Below are 18079 nucleotides of genomic sequence, written 5' to 3' on the forward strand. Positions count from 1 at the left end.
AACAATACTCCTTCGATATGAGCCCCTACCACCCCATACACGAGAGCACTGAGATCATCCATCTTGCCGTGCTCGGACACGGCAAGATAGGCAGCGAATTCATTCGTCAAGTCATCGGACAAGCTGAACTCATTGCTCTACGCAAGCGCATAGAGCTCAGAATATTCGCCATTGCCAACTCGACCTCAGTCATCCTCAAATCAGAGGGTTGGTGCGACGACTGGCAACAGGCAATCCTCGAGGCTATGCCCCAAGACGGAGACCTCTTCGAGACCATCATCCAGTTCGCCCAAAAGCAGAGCCTACGCAACCTCATCCTCGTAGACAATACTGCCAGCGAAGACGTTGCTAGGGCCTATCCTCGCTTCGTCCAAGCAGGCTTCGACCTCGTCTCCTCTAACAAGAGGGCCAATACCCTACCCTGGGCTGACTACAAAGCTTTACATGACCTACTCTACACCTCGGGGCGAATTTACCGCTACGAGACTAACGTCGGGGCAGGGCTCCCCCTCATCGACAATATCAAGCTGCTGCACCTCTCTGGCGAGCGTATTAGCCGTATCTACGGAGTCTTCTCGGGTAGCCTGAGCTATATCTTCAACACACTAGGACAGCATCCGGAGCTAGGGGCTGAGGCGATCATACAGAGAGCAATAGCCCTAGGCTACGCAGAGCCCGACCCTAGAGAAGATCTCTCAGGAGAGGACGTTGCTCGCAAGCTACTCATCCTAGCTCGAGAGCTGGATATCGAATGTGAGTTTGAAGATATTGCCCTCGAAGGGCTCGTTCCCGATCCCCTACGCTCACTCAGTCAGGAAGAGTTTACCCTGCGGACTGAGGAGTTGGCTCAGAACCTCGATATTCTAAGAGCTTCTTGCCCTAGAGAGAAAGCTCTACGCTATACAGGAGAGGTCATCTGGGACGACAAGACACAGACTGCTCGCCTCGCTGCCCGACTCGAGGCAGTACCTTTGACAAGCCCTCTCGGAGCTCTGAGTAGCGCAGACTGCTGCTTCGAGATCTACACCGAGAGCTATGGAGACCGTCCTATTATCGTGCAAGGAGCTGGGGCTGGTGTCAAGGTTACGGCTCGCGGGGTCTTCGGGGATGTGCTGCGCATTGCTGAGAGGCGACAACGATAGAGCGTTCTTCCTCAATAACAAATATATACAAACGAATAGCCCACCCAGTCATAAGAGACTGAGTGGGCTATTTGGGCCTGTAGGATCTAGTGCAGGTCTAGTGTATTGAGAGAAAAGGAAGCATCTACTTCACCTCCCAGTAGGCATCTTGCATGAGCAGCTCTCGCAGGGTACGGATAGATTTCTTCGCTTGAATATCTGCGATCTGCTGGTGCAGAGCAGCATCGTACGAGATCGTAGGTGCATCACGGATCACCCCGAGGGCAATAGGCAGATCCTTACCATCCATCATTGAGAGCATAATATGCAACGTATTATCCTCTGTATGGGCATCATGCACGAGGATGTCATCGAGCGTATAGCCATCTTCTCCAATGGTTACAGCCTTGAGTTTGAGCCCCTCGAGCACAAGGCCACGATTACGTTCTTTACCAAAGAGCATCTTCTCGCCATGGCGCAGCGTAATCGTACGATCATCACGCACTTCCTTCTGAGCATAGCCCTTGTGGATGCCATCGTTAAAGATTACACAATTGACCAGTACCTCAAGCACAGCAGCTCCCTTGTGCTTGGCCTGCTCTACCATGCAGTACTGTAGGTTCTTCATATCCACATCAATGGCTCGAGCGAAGAAGCGTCCTCGAGCACCCATCGTCAGCTCTGCTGGGATGAAGGGATCTTCGACCGTCCCATAGGGAGAGCTCTTCGAGACAAAGCCTCTATCTGAGGTGGGGGAGTATTGCCCCTTGGTCAGTCCATAAATGCGGTTATTGAAGAGGATCAGATTAATATCTATATTGCGACGGATGGCATGGATGAAGTGATTTCCTCCAATAGCCAAGCTATCTCCATCGCCCGAGACGACCCAAACGCTGAGCTCAGGATTGGCACTCTTGACCCCGGTAGCAATAGCTGCAGCACGACCATGGATCGTATGCATCCCGTATGTATTCATATAATAAGGCAGACGGGACGAACAGCCAATCCCTGAGATCACAGCCGTTTGGTGCGTGGGAATGCCGATCTCGGCTAAAGCCTTGTGTAGCGTTGCCAGCACAGCATGGTCTCCACAACCAGGACACCAACGCACATATTGATCACTCTTGAAATCTTTTGCTTCGAGCTTCTGATTGCACACTTTCGTTTCCATACCTTATCGTTCTAGTATTTGAGTGAATGCTTCTGCGAGCTCTGCCACAGAGAAAGGTTGCCCCGTTACGCGATTATACTGCAGAGGAGAGAAACCTGGCAGAATGCCTCTGAGATAGCGAGCAAATTGGCCGCTGTTCTGCTCTGCTACAACCACCTTGGGATAGCGACGAAGCACCTCCTCGGCATTGGCGGGCAGAGGGTTGATGAAAGAGAAGTGGGCCAGGGCGACCTTCTTACCAGCCTCACGCATCGACTGCATGGCCTCATAGAGATGGCCATAAGTACCCCCCCAGCCGACGATCAGGAGGTCGCTGTCTACATCCCCCTCGACCTCTAGATTAGGGATCGAATGGGCAATAGCTGCTACCTTGGCAGCACGAGTCTGAACCATAAGCTCATGGTTAGCCGCATCGGTGCTGATGGCACTGGTATTATAGTCCTTCTCTAGCCCCCCGAGACGATGCTCGAAGCCTGGAGTATTGGGGATGGCCCAATAGCGCACGAAGGTCTCGGGGTTGCGCTCATAGGGCTTCCATACCCGATCGCTCTCTGGACGCTGATCTACATAAGGAGGCTTGATCTCAGGAAGATCCTCTAGATTAGGTATGCGCCAAGCTGCAGAGCCGTTAGCGATGAAGGAGTCTGTCAATAGGATCACAGGAGTCATGTGCTCGAGAGCAATCTTACAAGCCCAATAGGCAGCATAGAAACATCCATCAGGTGTCGTACCTGCAATCACAGGCATGGGAGACTCACCATTACGCCCATAGAGGGCCTGCATAAGGTCGGTCTGCTCGCTCTTGGTAGGCAGACCTGTCGAAGGCCCCCCACGCTGCACATCGACAATCACGAGAGGGATCTCGGCCATCATAGCCAAACCAATAGCCTCACCCTTGAGAGCCAGCCCTGGGCCCGAGGTGGTAGTTACGGCGAGGTTACCAGCAAACGAGGCCCCGATCGCAGTACAGATACCAGCGATCTCGTCCTCCGCCTGTACAGTCTTCACGCCTAGGGCCTTGTGCTTGGCCAGCTCGTGCAGGATATCTGTGGCAGGGGTGATAGGGTAGCTCCCGAGGAAGAGGTGTAGACCTGACCGCTCGGCAGCAGCTATGAGGCCATAAGAGGTTGCCTTATTGCCGTTGATGTCGAGGTAGTATCCTGGGGATTGTGTTTGCTTTTCAATGCGATAGACTGTCGTCGAGGCGTGCGTATTAGCTCCATAGTTAAATCCATCGTGCAGGGCCTTGATGTTGGCGTTGCGGATGTCGGGCTTCTTTCCAAACTTACGATCTAGGAACTCTTCTGCATGTTCGAGAGGTAGGTCGAAGAGCCAGCAGATCAGCCCGAGGGCAAACATGTTCTTACATCTGACTGCGGCCTTATTGTCTAGGCCAAACTCCTTGAGCCCCTCCTTGACCATCGTCGTAACGGGAGCTGCGATGACCTGCTGGGTTACCAGGCCGATCTCTGCGAAGGGGTCGTCGGTCTCGAACTCAGCCTTGCGCAGGTCGCCTGGGGCAAAGGAGTCCTGGTCGATGATGATGAGAGACTCCCGCTTGAGGTGCTTTTTGTTGACCTTGAGTGCGGCTGGATTCATCGCTACGAGGACATCTGCCTTATCTCCGGGAGTACGCACACTGCTTGAGCCGATGTGCACCTGATAGCCCGAGACACCACTAAGCGTGCCCTGCGGAGCGCGGATCTCTGCGGGGAAGTCGGGGAAGGTAGAAATAGTGTTCCCGAGCATGGCAGAGAGATCTGAGAAAATGGTCCCGGTAAGCTGCATCCCATCTCCAGAGTCTCCAGAGAAGCGGATAACGACATCTTTCAATGTCTTGACCGTTGTCTTTTCTTCCATAAATCTTGTTGTTTGTAGAATGACCGTTTATCCCTTATGAAACCTTGAACATTTCTAAATAAGCCAAGATCCCCAAGGGGCTTCTTAATCTAATTCTCCGCAAAGCTAGGCAATAAAGAAGAGACCTCCAAGGCTTTTCGCACGAAACTCTAAGTAACTCTAACAAAAGGGGGCGAGAGGCCCAAGACCCTAGGAGTAATCGCTCTAGACGAGAGGTGCTCTCTCGATCTCTAGAGGCTATACAGAGCGAGGGTGGTAGCGATCTCTCTCGCTACCACCCTCGCACCTCTGTGGGCTCTGGCCTTAGTACTCCTCTTCATCAAAGAAGAAGTCTTCCTTGCTAGGATAGTCTGGCCAAATGTCTTCGATAGATTCGTACAACTCACCTTCATCCTCCATCTCTTGGAGGTTCTCGATGACCTCTAGGGGTGCACCCGAGCGTTGTGCGTAATCGATCAACTCATCCTTGCTGGCAGGCCAAGGAGCATCCTCTAGTTTAGAGGCCAGTTCTAGGGTCCAATACATCTCGTCTCTAGTCGTTTTGGGGTTAGAATAAATACCTTACTCTCAATCGAGAGCGCAAATATAAGACATTTCTAGTCATGGTCATATTTCCATGTAATTTCTTCTCCATTGAGGCGGAAGGTCTCCTTACGTGCTAGGGCAAAGAAGTAGTCGCTCAGGCGGTTGATATAGCGAGTAACCTGCTCGTCAAGAGGCTGCTCGTCGCCCAGGCGATAGACACACCGCTCAGCCCGACGGCAAACTGTGCGGCAGATATGAGCAGCGGCAGGGATCGCCCCTCCTGCAGGCAGGATGAAGGCTTTGATCGGGGGGACAGCATCGTCGAGGCGGTCGATCTCTCGCTCGATGCGGGCTACAGCCTCGGGCGTTACGTTGCTCTCTAGGTGGAGGTCGTCTACTCGAGTGTCTGTAGCCAAATAAGAGCCTACCGAGAAGAGCTTGTGCTGCACCCAGGTCAAGAAGCTGCGGTCAGCCTCCTCGAGTTCGAAGGAGAGTAGATGCCCGACGAAAGAATTGAGTTCGTCGATAGTGCCATAGCTCTCCAAGCGAATGTCATGCTTGGGTACTCGCTGACCTCCGACTAGAGAAGTCATACCCTTGTCTCCGCCCTTGGTATAGAGCTTATATTTCTCAGTGTTCATCGTTGTTGAGGTGTTGGGTGGAATGGATAACATCATCAGTAATAGGCCTTGTAACGTCCTCGAGTAAGCGTTGGGCAGAGAACGAGGAGCGAGAGATCGACTAGATCGATCACAGCCTCAGGATCTAGCTCTCGGAGCAGGGTCTGTAGCAGCCTGCGCCCCGAGGGGCTGTGGGTATGTACGAGGATGAGGGAGCGGTGGTGCTCGAGCCTCATCGCTCGAGCCGTGCGGATCAAGGCCTTGAGCTCTAGAGACTCGGCATCTTCTACAAGAATCAGCTCGGGCTGAGGCTTCGAAGCCGAGGGGAGGTTATAGCTCAGCCGCAGCGAACGGCTCGTAGCCTCGAGATAGGCAGCCACCGGGCTCTCACCTCGAGAGAGGAGGCATACCGACGCAAGGCCCTCGCCAATCACGAGGCGAAAGGCAAGCTCTGCCTGCCGACGTCCCAACTGCCAGGGCTTGGGGGCATAGCGAGCAAGCTCGGAGAAGCAGTAGTAGGGGTGAGGGTTGCGGATGATCCGACTAATCAGGTGAAAGGCATAGGGCGAATGTACCCCGTCGCCCCGTCGATTGACCAGGTAACGCTTCATGCGAACGGCCCTGCGCCCAAGCCCTGTGTGGTAGACCCACCGCTGCAACTGCCCTGACACGCCCTATCTCTCCCCAAATATAGCTGAGCCGATACGCACCAGCGTAGCCCCCGCACGTACAGCGATCGGATAATCGCCACTCATCCCCATAGAGAGCTCTGTAAAGGCCTCGGGATGGCGCAAGAGGCCGGAGTACTTAATGCGATCGAAGAGGCTACGCAGGCGGAGAAATTCGCCCTCTATCTGCACTTCGTCTTCAGTAAATGAAGCCATGGTCATCAAGCCACAAAGCTCTATACCCGAATAGTCCTCCTCGTGCTCGTAGACATACTCGATGAGCTCCATCAGCTCATCATCCTCGAGCCCCCCCTTGCTCTCCTCCTGGGCAATATGCACCTCAAGCAGAATGGGGATGCGGCGGCCATGCTTCTGAGCACAGCGATTGACCTCATCAAGCAAGCGCATCGAGTCCACACTCTGGATCATGTGGACGAAAGGGGCTAGGTACTTGACCTTGTTCGTCTGCAACGGGCCAATGAAGTGCCATTCGATGTCGGGGGCAATCCCTCGGAGGGCCTCATACTTGGCCACGAGCTCCTGCACACGACTCTCTCCGAAGATCCTTTGGCCAGCTTCGTAGGCCACTCGGATGGCCTCCACAGGGTGATACTTAGAGACTGCCACCAGGCGCACATCCTCGGGGAGGTTAGCCCCGAGGTTGCGCAGGTTGGTCTCTATCTCATGACTGGGGAGCTCCATAAGCAAAGACATCTAGGATCTGAGTATCGCTCACCGAAGCGATCTCGTAGGTGCCGAGCTGCTTCTCGAGCTCGTCAATGAGGACAGAGACTGCCCCAGGCAGGGAGGCACTCTTAACGATCATCGTTACCGTGGTACGCTTCTCCGAGCCACTCTTTTCGTCGATCGTAATGAAATTGACCCTTGCACGGAAGTACCTATCCTCGACCTCATTGGCATTGAGCAGGAGCTCGGCGATCTTAACTCGCTTGATATTGACGACCTCCAACTCGCCGATCGAGACGAAGGGTTGTATTTCCTTGATAATGCGCTCCTCGGCCTCGGTGAAGCTGAGGGCATCGACGAGATATGTTTCTGTTACCTTCTTCATCCCCACGTCGTCTGCCTGACGCTCGTAAGAGACTTTGCATTCAAACCAATAATTCATCGCTATAGCTTAGTTGTATATATTGCTGGGCAAATGTACAAAATTAGGTCAATCGTCCCCTGTCTCAGCTCGGCGGGTCTCGGTCCTCATCTAGACGAGGGCCTTGACGATGAGCTTGCGGATCTCGCCCTCCCCGATCAGAGGGGCATGAGCATCCTCGGGGTAGACGATGGCGAACTGGCCTGGCTGGAGATCGACGTAGGCCGTAGCCCTCTGGTCGATGAGCATATAGTCGTCCGCCTCGTTGAAGGGCTCACGAGGCTCAGCGCAGTCCTCTAGGGCTCGCCAGCCGATACGCTCCTCGCCCTCGAGTAGGACGTGGATGTCGAGGTAGCGGCGATGTGCCTCGAGGGGTTGCTCCTGCTCGGTCTTGGCCTTGGCCAGGACATTGTTGATGAAGAGACGCTCGCCGTCGAGCTCGATCCGCTCGAGGGGTGCATGGAGCAGGTCGTGGCTCTTGATGTAGTCGAAGACCTGCTTGAAGAGGGGATGCAGGGGCTCGATACGTGCCGAGTCTGCAAGTGTTCCAATGATCATAATAATGGATAATAATAGTCTTTGTATCTAGAGGAGATATTGTAGGCCTTGGGTTAGGGGCGGCTGATCCTATTGGTTCGGATGCCAGGCTTAACCTCCCCGCCGATGATATAGTCCTCAACGTAGGCGGCATCCGCCCGAGCATGCTCGGGGCTCGTCTCGGCCTCGCACCGCTGCCATCGGGCTTGGGAAAGATCATACTCGAGGACAAAAGGAGTAAAACGATACCAAGTGGGTTCATGAAGGAGGTACTGCCGAGACTCCTGTTCGAGCTGAGCAACGAGCTTCCTCTGACCGAGTCTCTTGGCTCTACGAAGCTGCTGAATACGCTCTAGGGCAGGGAGGAATTTATACTCATTGACCCCTCCCCCAACAGCGAAGGCCTCTTGACCTCGAGGGCGAATCCATCCTCCACCAAAAGTTGCCCCCTCTCGGAGGCTATCCGGTGGGGCTGGGAGGCTTTTCCATCCACCTCCCTCTTGAGTGTCGAGGAGGAAGCACGAGAGCGAGGTCGAGACTCCAGCCTCTCCCTCGCTGTGGGCGAATGAGCCAATCATGACGATGCGCCCAGCTGTGGCGGAGGGGAGGGCTGTGGCTGCGACCTTGAGCAGGGCAGCCCCTGGATAATGGGGTTCGCCGCGCCATCCCTCCTCGGGGTGCTCGAGGTCTAGGGAGATCGCCGAGGTGGTCAGCTGCCCTCGGACACTGCCACCAATGAGATAGAGGCGAGAGCCTACGAGGGCACTAGCCATCCCGCTACGAGGCTCGGGCAGACGTGGCAGGTCAGTGCGCTGCACACGTCCCCGAGGGTCTAGGTCGAGGCGGTAAACGAGGTCTAGCTCTCGCCCTCCGAGGGTCTGTCCCCCAGCAATAATGACCCCACCACCGAAAGCTTGTCCAGCAGCGTAAGCCGTAGGCTCGGGTAATCGTCCCACCAGTCGCCAGGCGGACGATCCCTCGGCTGCGCCATGCAGATAGACCTCGGCGTAGAAACGCTTCGCCCCACCATTTGCTGCCGAGACCTCGGGGAAGTTGCACCCTCCAGCCATGAGGAGGGCTGCCTGCCCTCCAGCCTTAGGCCCGAGCATGAGGGCTGCGATATGCCCCGAGACCCCGAGGGCATAGCCTGAATCGAGCTGCGGAGAGCGCAGCAAAGCGAGAGGGGGCGGCTCAGGGCACAGCCCCTCAGCACCCAACCCCACGAGGGGAGAGAGGAGGAGGCCAGCAGATAGGAAGAGTGTAGAGAGGTGTCTCATATAGTCATTAGTCCTCAGCACAGGCCTCAAGCATCTCGAGGCACAGCTCACGGCCCTTGAGCATCATGCGGGGGATGTGAAAAGGGCCTTTGAATATATTCCCCTTGGCAGGCTGAGCTACCGAGCCATCACGATGTAGATAGCCATACCACTCGCCGCACTCGGCGTCGGGGAAGTGGGCATAAGTCCAATCGCTGATACGCTGGTGCATATCGAGATACTTCGTATCGCCACTGAGCTGGTAGGCATAGAGGGTAGCGATGATCGCCTCGGTTTGAGGCCACCAAAACTTCATATCCTGTGAGTAGTCCTGTGCGGGGAAGCCCTTGCAATCACGGAAGTTGATGATGCCACCGAACTCATCATCCCAACCCCACTGCCAAGACCAGTCGAGGATCGTCAGAGCCATCTCGAGCAGTTCCTCATCACCGCCACGATGCTTGACCTCGTCCATGAGGAACCAAGCCGTCTCGATGCAGTGCCCAGGGTTGATCAGGCGGCCATTGATCGTATCGACGAATTCGCCATGCTCACCCACGCTCTCGAGCAGGGCGCAGAACTCTGGCTTCATGAAGTAGGTCTTGAGCTCATGGATGCTGTCGCTGATCTGCTTATCCAGCTCGGGAGCTTGGATAGCACGTCTGAGGCGAGCAGCCACGTTGAGTAGGATCATCACGATAGAGTGCGAGCGTCCCTTGACATGTGGCTCGTACTTGGCTGGTAATGCGCCAGGCGTGGCAAGCCAGTCCTGCACCTTGAGGAAGAGATCAAGGGCCTTCTCGGCATAGCTCTTGTCGCCCGAGGCGATGCTATACTCCGCCATGGCAATGATGGCGAAGGTCTCGCTGAAGACGTAGCGACGCAGGCGCAGTGGCGTACCATCGGCCATAACCTCAAAGTACATGCGCCCATCGGGGTTGAAGCAGTGCTGCTCGATAAAGTCAATACAGAGCTTGCTGGCCTCAAGCCATTCGGCACGGGGGGCTACAGTGTTGTAAGCGTTGGCGAAGATATAGCCTGCACGCCCCTGAAACCATACGCTCTTGGTCGAGTCCATCAGTTCGCCATTGCGATCGAGGCAGGTGTAGATGCCGCCATGCCTGTGGTCTAGTCCATAGGTGAGCCAAAAGGGGAGGATGTCCTGTACTAGATCCTCTTCGTAGCGATCCGCCCAATAGCGAAGGTAATTCTGAACGTTCATGATGTGAATATAATGCTGCTTGATGATGTGATGAGTAATACCGTAGTTAATCCAGGTTGATCAGGGTCTAGAGAGCTCCCCTAGACCTCAACCTACACGCAAATGTACTTAATTTAATTACGAAGCCGAACTTGTTCCTCCTCGAAGCTCAACTGGACGACAATGCCCCTGGGCAAGTGATCCCCCCTCCCATCCTACTTCCTACCCCGAAACGATCCTATTAGGATCGCAGATGAGGCTCAGATAGGAGCTCGATCGAGCTCCTATCTGAGCCTCGAGCGAAGTCCTACTTGAGCCTCTGCCGAGAGCTAGCCGAGAGCTCGGACGAGGGTATAGATGATCCTTGAGGCGAGGGCCTACTGAGAGCTCGATAGAGCCACTTGGCCCACTATCAGCACATGCAGCCCCAGCCTCTAGAGGAGCACTCGCCCAGAGGGACAAAGCAAAGCCCTCGCCCCTCAGCCTCTCTAGACGAGTAGGGCTGCTGGGCGAGGGCTTGTCTCTCGATAGGGTCTCGAGGGCCTAGTGGCGGTGGCGACGCTGCGTTACGGCATGGCGTACCTCCTCGAGCTTCTCAACCCTCTTGAGGCGTTCGGGTTCGCTCTCGCTCCACTGCTCCTCCACCTCGGCTGGGCGCACATAGGCCAGAGGCTCACCCTTGCGCACAGTAGCACCCTGAGCGAGCACCTCGGTCAGACGACCCGTGAAGTTGGAGATCACTGGCTCGATATAGCCAGCCACGGTTTGGATGTAGCACAGAGGCTCACCCGTCTTGATGGCTGTGCCGATCGCAGGGGCGGTAGAGTAGTCGGTCGGATCAACCTCCCAGATGAGGCTACCCGTCGCTGCGGCCACGATAGGCTCCGTGCCCTGACGCTTGATCTTGAGTGCATCGGCCTCGTTATAGCCCTGCTTGACGAGCGACTCGGTACGGGCCTTGTCGAGATCCTCCTGGAAGCGTTGCTTGGCTACGCCGCTCTTGTAGTCTCGATACTGGCGGTCGTGCATGGCCAGCTCGAAGAGCTCTTCGTCGTCCTCACCGTACTCCCAGCCGTTCTCGTCCATCTCCTTGCGGTATTCGTCGAGGGCATCGGGATAGTTGCCCTGTGGGTCTTCGTCGGTGAACTCAAGTCCCTTCTCTTTGGCCAGTGCAATGATCTCAGGATCGAGAGCTCCAGGCAGGCGGCCCGACTTGCCCAGGATCATACCCCAGGTATTGTTGTCGATAGCCTGCCAGCGTCCCTTGCCCGTTACCATGTTGTAGACGTTCATGAGGGCTACGTTCTTGACGTACTGGCTGAAGGGCGTTACCAAAGGAGGATAGCCCAGGCGTGGCCATACATATTCTACTTCGTTGAAGAGCTTGACCAGCAGATCATCCACGCTCAGTTCGGCCTCGCCCTTGCTGCGCAGATACATATTGATCCCTGCGTGTACCCCCTTCAGGTCGGCCATCATCGAGCCCATCATACCACCAGGCAGACCGCAGCCTACGAGCAGCGAGGTCATCAGCTTGTTGCTCTCGGTCATGAAGTAGCCGAGGAAGTCATCGATGAACTCCTGGGTCAGCGAGCGGGCACGCATGTAAGCATCCATGTTGATCTCAGGCACCTTGAAGCCTGCATCGTGGAGCATCTCACGGATGGTAATCACGTCTGGATGGATCTTACCCCAAGAGATAGGCTCCATGGCCACGTCGATGATGTCTGCACCATTCTTACATACCTCGAGCATCGAAGCCACAGAGAAGCCTGGGCCTGAGTGGCCATGATACTCAATGATCACCTCGGGGTGCTTGTCCTTGATAGCCTTGACGAGGCGACCGAGGAAGACAGGGCGACCCACACCAGCCATATCCTTGAGGCAGATCTCAGGAGCACCGGCGGCGATGAACTGATCGGCTAGAGTAGCGTAGTACTCTACCGTATGTACAGGAGAGTGGGTGATACACAGCGTTGCCTGGGGGATCATGCCTGCCTCGAGGGCATACTTGATCGAGGGGATCACGTTGCGAGCATCATTGAGCCCGTCGAAAATGCGGGTGATGTCTACCCCCTGAGCCTTCTTCACCTTGTACATCAAACGGCGAACGTCTGCAGGCACTGGGTACATGCGCAGACCATTGAGTCCACGGTCTAGCATGTGGGTCTGAATGCCCGCTTCGTTGAGTGGCTTGGTGAAGGCACGTACAGCCTTATTGGGGTTCTCCCCATAGAGAAGGTTTACCTGCTCGAAGGCACCACCATTAGTCTCTACGCGTGCGAAGCAGCCCATCTCTACGATCACGGGAGCGATGCGCTCGAGTTGATCTTTGCGTGGTTGATACTTACCGGAGGACTGCCACATGTCTCGGTAAATCAAGCTAAACTTAATCTCTTTTTGTTGCATAATCTAAGATTGAACAGTATTATATTATTATTCCAATTTGCTTCGTTCGTTCGATTTCCTGTAGCACATGAACCCAGCCAACAGCCATGAGGGCTGCCGTCTCGGTACGCAGGCGAGCCTCCCCGAGACTTAGGCCATGAGCCCCCGCCTCCTCTGCCCGGGCGACCTCCTCGACGGTGAAGTCCCCCTCGGGCCCAATGAAGAGAGCCACGCCTCCTTGCCCCGTATAGTACTCGTGCATCATCCGCCGCTCCCCTAGGGTCGCCTCCCCTCTACAGTGCGCCACCAAGCGCAGAGAGTCTTGGGTCAGCCGCAGGGCTTCTTCGAGGCTCTGCTCGACGATGAGCTCGGGAAGCAGGGCCTTTTGGCTCTGCTTCATAGCACTCTCGAGGATGCGCTCCAGGCGGTCTGCACGCACCTGCTTACGCTCCGAGTGCTTCACCCGTAGCAGGATGATGCGGTCGATGCCGATCTCAGTTACCTTCTCCAGCATCCATTCGATCCGATCTAGAGACTTCGTAGGGGCAATGGCAAGCGTAATCTGCCCCTGCCACCCCTTAGTCCAAGCCTCTTGTCTGAGGAGCTCTACCGCACAATGCCGCTTGTCTATATAGCTCAGACGAGCCTCATAGAGCTGCCCACGACCATCTGTGATGAGGACTTCATCACCCACACTACAGCGTAGCACACGCACACAATGCTGCGCCTCAGCCTCAGGTAGGTAAGCCTCCTGGGCGATGTTCGGAGCGAGGAAGAGAGGAAGATCTTTCATCCAACTAAGTGCATACTCTTTAATCCAACACCCAAAGGTAAACGAATAATACGAGATAGTGGTTACCTTTGTGCTACATTATCGCATTTTATCACCAATCAAGCTACTCGTGAGAATAGATATTATCACCGTACTGCCCGAGATGGTATGCCCTACACTAGAGGGATCGATTATCGGCAGGGCTCGCCAGCGAGGACTGCTCGAGCTTCATGTGCACAACCTCAGAGACTACTCTACAGACAAATGGCGCAGGGTCGATGACTACCCCTTCGGCGGCGAGGCAGGTATGGTGCTCAAGATCGAGCCCATCGAGCGAGCGATCAACGCCCTCAAGGCTCAGCGAGACTACGACGAGGTGATCTATACCTCCCCCGACGGGGAGACATTCAACCAGGGCATGGCCAACGAGATGAGCCTACACGAGAATCTTATCATCCTCTGCGGCCACTACAAGGGCATCGACTATCGGGTACGTGAGCACCTCATTACCCGAGAGATCTCTATCGGCGACTACGTCCTCACTGGGGGTGAGCTAGCCGCTGCCGTTATGACGGACGCCATTGTCCGCCTCATCCCTGGGGTGATCGGCGATGCAGAGAGTGCCCTCAGCGATACCTTCCAGGACAACCTACTTGCCCCACCCGTCTACACTCGCCCTGCGGACTACAACGGCTGGCGCGTCCCTGAGGTTTTACTCAGTGGGCACGAGGCCAATATCCACAAGTGGCGCATGGAGCAGGCCCTCGAGCGTACCAAGAGGCTACGACCCGACCTCCTCGAGCATTAGGTTCTATCCCCCTAGCCTCACCGCTTGACGATGACTCTTATATTCGCCTTCATCCTACTGATCTCCATACCGATAGCCCGCTACCTTGTGCAGCGCAATAGGCGGCTACGTCCATGGCTGATCGCTGCCTACCTCCTCCTGATTGGCTGGATGGTCTATTACCTCGGCGAACTGCTGAGCCACAGTTAATCGTCCCTAAAAAAGGGCAAAGCATGAGAGGGGGCAAACGATCGTTTGCCCCCTCTCATGCTTTTTTAAACCCTATTTCCCTTCGGGCCTAACCCTTGAGCCCTCTGATATGCTCCATGAGGCGATGGGCATGAGCCTTTGCCTCAGCCTCACAGTTGGGGTTCGTCAGGGGAAGCAGGCCTAGCGTATGCACATAGCCTGAATAGGTGAGCCCGCAGAAGCCACAGGCAGCCTCAATAGCCCCAGTACTAGCCCCGAGCATGGCTTCGCTGAAGTCTTGGGGGCTGGCCGCTGCGGTGAACGAATGCACGAGACGCTTGCCCTGCAGCTTATCCCCGCCGTCGCCATAGGCAAAGCCGAAAGTGAAGACTTCGTCCATCCAGTGCTTCATCAGGCTGGGCACATTGTACCAGAAGAGTGGATGCTGCAGCACAATCACATCGGCCTCGAGCAGAGCAGCCTGCTCAGCCTGGACATCAATCTTGCCCGAGGGATAGAGCTCCTCGAGGTTGCGGACGCTATAGCCTTCCTGCCGAGAGAGGACGTCGATGATCGTTCGGTTAGAGACACTTTGGCTCTGATAACTGTGCGAATAGATGACTAAGATCTTCATAAGAGATGCGGTTATGATTTAGTATGAGTAATAAGCTAGGTTGCGCCCCCAAAGGCTGTAGTATCGCCGAAGTACCCAGGCCGAGAAGAGGAGGAGGAGCCAGAGAGCACTCGTCTGCACCCCCGTAAGGCCCACTTGTAGATGGGTATAGGGCAGATCGCCCAAGAAGCGACTGACCTCAAGCATGACCTCGGAGAGTCCATCCACGAGCCCTGTGAGCGGTTGCAGGGGCAAAGGTAATGCACTTAGCCCGAGTAACAGCCATACTAAGGGAATCAATACCCCAACGAAGAGGCTCATCGGAAGGCTTGCCCACACGAACGAGAGAGCACTGGAGCCCCAATAATAGAGGCATAGGGGGAGCACTAGAGCCTGCGCCGAGAGAGCCAGGCAAAGCCCTCTCCACAAGAAGCGCACGAGAGGATTGTACAGCTCCCCCACACAGCCTACAAGCGGTCTGTAAAGCAAATAGATCGACAGCAGAGCAGCATACGAGAGGGTGAAGCTGGGCTGATTGACAAGGAACGGATTGTCCACCAGCTGTACGAGGGCCGAGAGAGCCAGCACGTTGGGCAGACGGGCAGGTCTACCGAGCAATGCGCCAGCGAGATAGAGGCTCAGCATCAGAGCAGCCCGCACCGTAGGCACAGCCCAGCCCGAGATGAGGGTAAAGCCCCACACCCCCACGAGCAGCACCAAAGCCCTCAGACGAGGACGAGCGTCCATCCAGCGGACAAGGCCCAAGAGGCTCAGGAGAAGGGCCGCTACCACCCCCAGGTGAAAGCCACTGACAGCCAAGATATGCGCCACCCCACTGGAGACGAAGCTCTCCCGCAGCTCTCGGCTCTCCCGTCCTCGGGGCATATACCCTAGAGCAACGGCTCTAGAGAGGTGAGTCGCCTGTCCCTCGGGCAGCAATCGGCCGAGACGCTCCGAGAGACGCTGCTGCAAGAGACGACCAACTAAACGAGGCCTAGTGAGTAGCCTCCCCCACCCCTTCAGCGGCCTAGAGCCCTCGACGAGGCCAAAGACAGAGCCCGAGATCCCCCGAGAGAGGCGCGAGGTCCTCCACCGCTCCTCTCCCTCAAAGTGTATAGGCCTCAGCCTCGAGAGCTCCAGTGTATCCCCCAGCCCTACGCTGGGCAAGCCCCTCGTATAGAACACCAGATGATGCCCCCGAACCTCAGAGGTGAGGAGCTCAACCTCGAGGCTATAGCCCGAAGGGATGCGCTCTGCCGAGGTCAAGACCAAAGCCCTAGCTTCGGTCGGCAGATCACCCTCAGCTATCCGATGCCTTCGCTCATAAGCCCTCACGAGAAGTACCGCCAGCGAGAGCACGAGAACAAGGCCTCCCAGACGAGCAAGCCAACTCGGCAGATAAACGCCTCCTCTCTGTATGAAGTGGGCAAGCTGAGAGAGCGACAAAAGCACAAACCCCACACCTACACCCCTCATGGGGTCTAGGTATGGGGCATAGTATATCCCAAGGATAAAGGCTAGAGCGGGCAAGAGGAGGGGATGACGCCGTAGCGTCTGCCTCAGCTCCGAGAGCAGCCAACCTAGCTCTGAGCGGATGCCTCTGTATCGCACGGCATACCCCTAGGGTTCGGCTAAGAGTTCCGCTTTAGGGCCTTAAGCCCCGCAATAGCCTCTAGGGGGGCAGCATGGCCAAAGACATAGCTGCCAGCCACCAAAGCATCCGCCCCCGCCTCGACGAGGCGTGCACCAGTCTGGGCATTCACTCCCCCATCGATCTCAATGAGACAACTATGCCCACCCTCGTCAATCATCCGACGTAGGCGACGAGTCTTGTCTATGGTTTGCTCGATGAAGCGTTGCCCGCCATAGCCAGGATTGACGCTCATCAAGAGCACCATATCCAGCTCGGGCAGGATGTCTCGAAGGAGCTCTACGGGCGTATGAGGATTGAGCGTTACAGCTGCTTTCATCCCGGCGTCCTTGATCGCCCCTAGGGCTCGATGCAGGTGGGTACAGGCCTCGTAGTGCACATTCATCGTATCGACCTTGAGGGCAGAGAGCTCTCGAACGAACTTGATCGGCTCGACGATCATCAGATGCACATCGAGGGGCTTCTCAATGATCGGGCGAATGGCCTCAAGGATGGGGAAACCAAAGGAGAGGTTGGGCACAAAGACACCGTCCATGATGTCGATGTGCAACCAATCGGCTTGGCTCTGATTGATCATGCGAATATCCCGCTCTAGATGCAGGAAGTCTGCCGAGAGCAGAGAGGGGGAGATAATGGTACTCATAGCTAGAAATAGGGGAAGGGCTAGTAACAGGGCCAACCAGGGCCCGGCTAGATGATAGAGGCCAGCATACGCAGGCGGAGGAGGGTTTGCTGATGTCGCTCTCCCTGACGCTCACGCTCGGCCGAGAGGGCGATGTTGATCTTTTCGCTTTCGCTAAGTCTGTAGATTTGCTTCATAAGCACTGCGCTTTAGAGTTGTCCAATGCTGCCCCCCTCTCCAGCGAGACGAGCAGCCTATAGCGAACTAACGCACCACAGAGCCTCCGTAGTATATCCCCACCCCGAGATGCTCGAGCCTTAGCTCCCGAGCTGCATCTGCTTGCGCAGATTGATCAGGGCATAGCGCATCCGCCCCAGGGCAGTATTGATGCTGACACCCGTGTGCTCGGAGATCTCTTTGAAACTCATCTCCTGCCAATAGCGCAGCACAACGACCTCTCTCTGCTCGGCAGACAGAGCCTCAAGGCCTCGGTAGAGCTCCCCGACCATATCGCCAGCGATGAGCTCCTGCTCAGCATTGAGACCCTCATCGGCGATCGAGGTCGCAATGAAGTCTCGTCCACTCTCATCCTCAATAGGGTCGAAACGAGCCTCACTGCGCAACCGCCTATAATGATCCATAATGCGGTTGTGGGTGATGCGGCTAAGCCACTGCTTGAACTTCCCCTCGGCACTGTATCCCCCCTGGCGAATGGTTGTCATCACCTTGATGAAGACATCCTGGAAAAGATCCTCTACCACCTCCTCATCTGAACATGAGAAGCGAATATAGGTGTGTACAAAGGCGTCGTAACGCATGAGCAGCGTATCAAAGGCCTCATTACATCCCTGTGCATATAGGGCGACGAGCTGGTCGTCTGCCATTGTCTCCAATCTACGCATGGTTGTTGTGTAGTATTTGTTTGACGATCAATATTTATAGAGATGTAGAGATGCTCCGATAGGCAAATACGTTGAGGTGGATGTGGGT

20 protein-coding genes are annotated in these 18079 nt (G+C 55.7%); 3 read left to right on the forward strand and 17 right to left on the reverse strand.

Going from position 1 to position 18079, the window contains the following annotated elements:
- Positions 1–17: 17 nt before the first annotated feature.
- Positions 18–1142, forward strand: coding sequence for a hypothetical protein (locus tag HQ37_RS01180; RefSeq protein WP_036879241.1), 1125 nt, complete (start codon positions 18–20; stop codon positions 1140–1142).
- Positions 1143–1266: 124 nt separating this feature from the next.
- Here HQ37_RS01180 and HQ37_RS01185 read toward each other — a convergent pair whose 3' ends face one another.
- The 12 genes from HQ37_RS01185 to HQ37_RS01245 form a co-directional block, all read right to left on the reverse strand.
- Entirely contained in the window at positions 1267–2292 is a 1026-nt protein-coding gene (locus HQ37_RS01185) for a 2-oxoacid:ferredoxin oxidoreductase subunit beta (protein WP_036879244.1), read from the reverse strand.
- A gap of 3 nt (positions 2293–2295) precedes the next feature.
- Positions 2296–4152: a 2-oxoacid:acceptor oxidoreductase subunit alpha gene (locus HQ37_RS01190; RefSeq protein ID WP_036879247.1), complete on the reverse strand. Its 1857-nt coding sequence runs from the start codon at positions 4150–4152 to the stop codon at positions 2296–2298.
- Positions 4153–4455: 303 nt separating this feature from the next.
- Positions 4456–4677, reverse strand: a complete 222-nt coding sequence (locus HQ37_RS01195) for a DUF2795 domain-containing protein (RefSeq protein ID WP_036879250.1) — start codon at positions 4675–4677, stop codon at positions 4456–4458.
- 71 nt (positions 4678–4748) lie between these two features.
- Positions 4749–5318 (reverse strand): cob(I)yrinic acid a,c-diamide adenosyltransferase, encoded by a 570-nt coding sequence (locus HQ37_RS01200; protein ID WP_036879253.1) that lies wholly within the window; start codon positions 5316–5318, stop codon positions 4749–4751.
- Positions 5319–5353: 35 nt separating this feature from the next.
- Positions 5354–5968 (reverse strand): hypothetical protein, encoded by a 615-nt coding sequence (locus HQ37_RS01205; protein WP_152566755.1) that lies wholly within the window; start codon positions 5966–5968, stop codon positions 5354–5356.
- Between the two features lie 3 nt (positions 5969–5971).
- A complete protein-coding gene (locus tag HQ37_RS01210; protein WP_036879261.1) occupies positions 5972–6667 on the reverse strand; it encodes a YggS family pyridoxal phosphate-dependent enzyme in 696 nt (231 codons plus the stop codon).
- Positions 6648–7094 (reverse strand): DUF4494 domain-containing protein, encoded by a 447-nt coding sequence (locus HQ37_RS01215; RefSeq protein WP_036879264.1) that lies wholly within the window; start codon positions 7092–7094, stop codon positions 6648–6650. The genes HQ37_RS01210 and HQ37_RS01215 overlap by 20 nt, the downstream gene beginning before the upstream one ends.
- 90 nt (positions 7095–7184) lie before the next feature.
- Positions 7185–7631: a YhcH/YjgK/YiaL family protein gene (locus tag HQ37_RS01220; protein ID WP_036879266.1), complete on the reverse strand. Its 447-nt coding sequence runs from the start codon at positions 7629–7631 to the stop codon at positions 7185–7187.
- A gap of 53 nt (positions 7632–7684) precedes the next feature.
- Positions 7685–8887 (reverse strand): hypothetical protein, encoded by a 1203-nt coding sequence (locus HQ37_RS01225; RefSeq protein WP_036879269.1) that lies wholly within the window; start codon positions 8885–8887, stop codon positions 7685–7687.
- 7 nt (positions 8888–8894) lie between these two features.
- Positions 8895–10088 carry an AGE family epimerase/isomerase gene (locus tag HQ37_RS01230; protein ID WP_036879272.1) on the reverse strand — a complete coding sequence of 398 codons (1194 nt, stop codon included), beginning with the start codon at positions 10086–10088 and terminating at the stop codon, positions 8895–8897.
- Positions 10089–10610: 522 nt separating this feature from the next.
- Complete coding sequence (locus HQ37_RS01240) at positions 10611–12476, reverse strand: oxaloacetate decarboxylase (protein ID WP_036879277.1); 1866 nt, start codon at positions 12474–12476, stop codon at positions 10611–10613.
- Between the two features lie 19 nt (positions 12477–12495).
- Positions 12496–13248 carry a 16S rRNA (uracil(1498)-N(3))-methyltransferase gene (locus HQ37_RS01245; RefSeq protein WP_036879279.1) on the reverse strand — a complete coding sequence of 251 codons (753 nt, stop codon included), beginning with the start codon at positions 13246–13248 and terminating at the stop codon, positions 12496–12498.
- A gap of 109 nt (positions 13249–13357) precedes the next feature.
- Between HQ37_RS01245 and trmD the strand changes: the two genes are divergently transcribed.
- Positions 13358–14035 (forward strand): tRNA (guanosine(37)-N1)-methyltransferase TrmD, encoded by a 678-nt coding sequence (gene trmD, locus HQ37_RS01250; protein WP_036879344.1) that lies wholly within the window; start codon positions 13358–13360, stop codon positions 14033–14035.
- 30 nt (positions 14036–14065) lie between these two features.
- On the forward strand, positions 14066–14224 hold the full coding sequence (locus tag HQ37_RS08360; protein WP_160215056.1) for a hypothetical protein: 159 nt from the start codon (positions 14066–14068) through the stop codon (positions 14222–14224).
- Between the two features lie 88 nt (positions 14225–14312).
- Here the strand turns inward: HQ37_RS08360 and HQ37_RS01255 are convergent, their stop codons facing one another.
- From HQ37_RS01255 to HQ37_RS01270, 5 genes are all read right to left on the reverse strand, one after another.
- Positions 14313–14837: an NAD(P)H-dependent oxidoreductase gene (locus HQ37_RS01255; RefSeq protein ID WP_036879281.1), complete on the reverse strand. Its 525-nt coding sequence runs from the start codon at positions 14835–14837 to the stop codon at positions 14313–14315.
- Between the two features lie 18 nt (positions 14838–14855).
- Positions 14856–16427, reverse strand: a complete 1572-nt coding sequence (locus HQ37_RS08010; protein WP_052080672.1) for a ComEC/Rec2 family competence protein — start codon at positions 16425–16427, stop codon at positions 14856–14858.
- A gap of 20 nt (positions 16428–16447) precedes the next feature.
- On the reverse strand, positions 16448–17110 hold the full coding sequence (gene rpe / locus HQ37_RS01265; RefSeq protein ID WP_036879284.1) for a ribulose-phosphate 3-epimerase: 663 nt from the start codon (positions 17108–17110) through the stop codon (positions 16448–16450).
- Positions 17111–17157: 47 nt separating this feature from the next.
- Positions 17158–17286, reverse strand: coding sequence for a hypothetical protein (locus HQ37_RS08460; RefSeq protein ID WP_255358239.1), 129 nt, complete (start codon positions 17284–17286; stop codon positions 17158–17160).
- Positions 17287–17406: 120 nt separating this feature from the next.
- A complete protein-coding gene (locus HQ37_RS01270) occupies positions 17407–17973 on the reverse strand; it encodes an RNA polymerase sigma factor (RefSeq protein ID WP_152566757.1) in 567 nt (188 codons plus the stop codon).
- Between the last annotated feature and the right edge of the window lie 106 nt (positions 17974–18079).

It is taken from the genome of Porphyromonas sp. COT-239 OH1446 (genome assembly GCF_000768875.1).
Lineage (GTDB): Bacteria > Bacteroidota > Bacteroidia > Bacteroidales > Porphyromonadaceae > Porphyromonas.

Excerpts from the sequence above, each read along its gene's own strand:
- HQ37_RS01215 (WP_036879264.1), bottom strand. The coding sequence starts at position 7,094 with ATGAATTATTGGTTTGAATGCAAAGTCTCTTACGAGCGTCAGGCAGAC.
- rpe (WP_036879284.1), bottom strand. The coding sequence starts at position 17,110 with ATGAGTACCATTATCTCCCCCTCTCTGCTCTCGGCAGACTTCCTGCAT.
- HQ37_RS01210 (WP_036879261.1), bottom strand. The coding sequence starts at position 6,667 with ATGGAGCTCCCCAGTCATGAGATAGAGACCAACCTGCGCAACCTCGGG.
- HQ37_RS08460 (WP_255358239.1), bottom strand. The coding sequence starts at position 17,286 with ATGAAGCAAATCTACAGACTTAGCGAAAGCGAAAAGATCAACATCGCC.
- HQ37_RS01180 (WP_036879241.1), top strand. The coding sequence starts at position 18 with ATGAGCCCCTACCACCCCATACACGAGAGCACTGAGATCATCCATCTT.
- HQ37_RS01200 (WP_036879253.1), bottom strand. The coding sequence starts at position 5,318 with ATGAACACTGAGAAATATAAGCTCTATACCAAGGGCGGAGACAAGGGT.
- HQ37_RS08360 (WP_160215056.1), top strand. The coding sequence starts at position 14,066 with ATGACTCTTATATTCGCCTTCATCCTACTGATCTCCATACCGATAGCC.
- HQ37_RS01240 (WP_036879277.1), bottom strand. The coding sequence starts at position 12,476 with ATGCAACAAAAAGAGATTAAGTTTAGCTTGATTTACCGAGACATGTGG.
- HQ37_RS01190 (WP_036879247.1), bottom strand. The coding sequence starts at position 4,152 with ATGGAAGAAAAGACAACGGTCAAGACATTGAAAGATGTCGTTATCCGC.
- HQ37_RS01270 (WP_152566757.1), bottom strand. The coding sequence starts at position 17,973 with ATGGCAGACGACCAGCTCGTCGCCCTATATGCACAGGGATGTAATGAG.
- HQ37_RS01220 (WP_036879266.1), bottom strand. The coding sequence starts at position 7,631 with ATGATCATTGGAACACTTGCAGACTCGGCACGTATCGAGCCCCTGCAT.
- HQ37_RS01195 (WP_036879250.1), bottom strand. The coding sequence starts at position 4,677 with ATGTATTGGACCCTAGAACTGGCCTCTAAACTAGAGGATGCTCCTTGG.
- HQ37_RS01230 (WP_036879272.1), bottom strand. The coding sequence starts at position 10,088 with ATGAACGTTCAGAATTACCTTCGCTATTGGGCGGATCGCTACGAAGAG.
- HQ37_RS01245 (WP_036879279.1), bottom strand. The coding sequence starts at position 13,248 with ATGAAAGATCTTCCTCTCTTCCTCGCTCCGAACATCGCCCAGGAGGCT.
- HQ37_RS01225 (WP_036879269.1), bottom strand. The coding sequence starts at position 8,887 with ATGAGACACCTCTCTACACTCTTCCTATCTGCTGGCCTCCTCCTCTCT.
- HQ37_RS01255 (WP_036879281.1), bottom strand. The coding sequence starts at position 14,837 with ATGAAGATCTTAGTCATCTATTCGCACAGTTATCAGAGCCAAAGTGTC.
- HQ37_RS01185 (WP_036879244.1), bottom strand. The coding sequence starts at position 2,292 with ATGGAAACGAAAGTGTGCAATCAGAAGCTCGAAGCAAAAGATTTCAAG.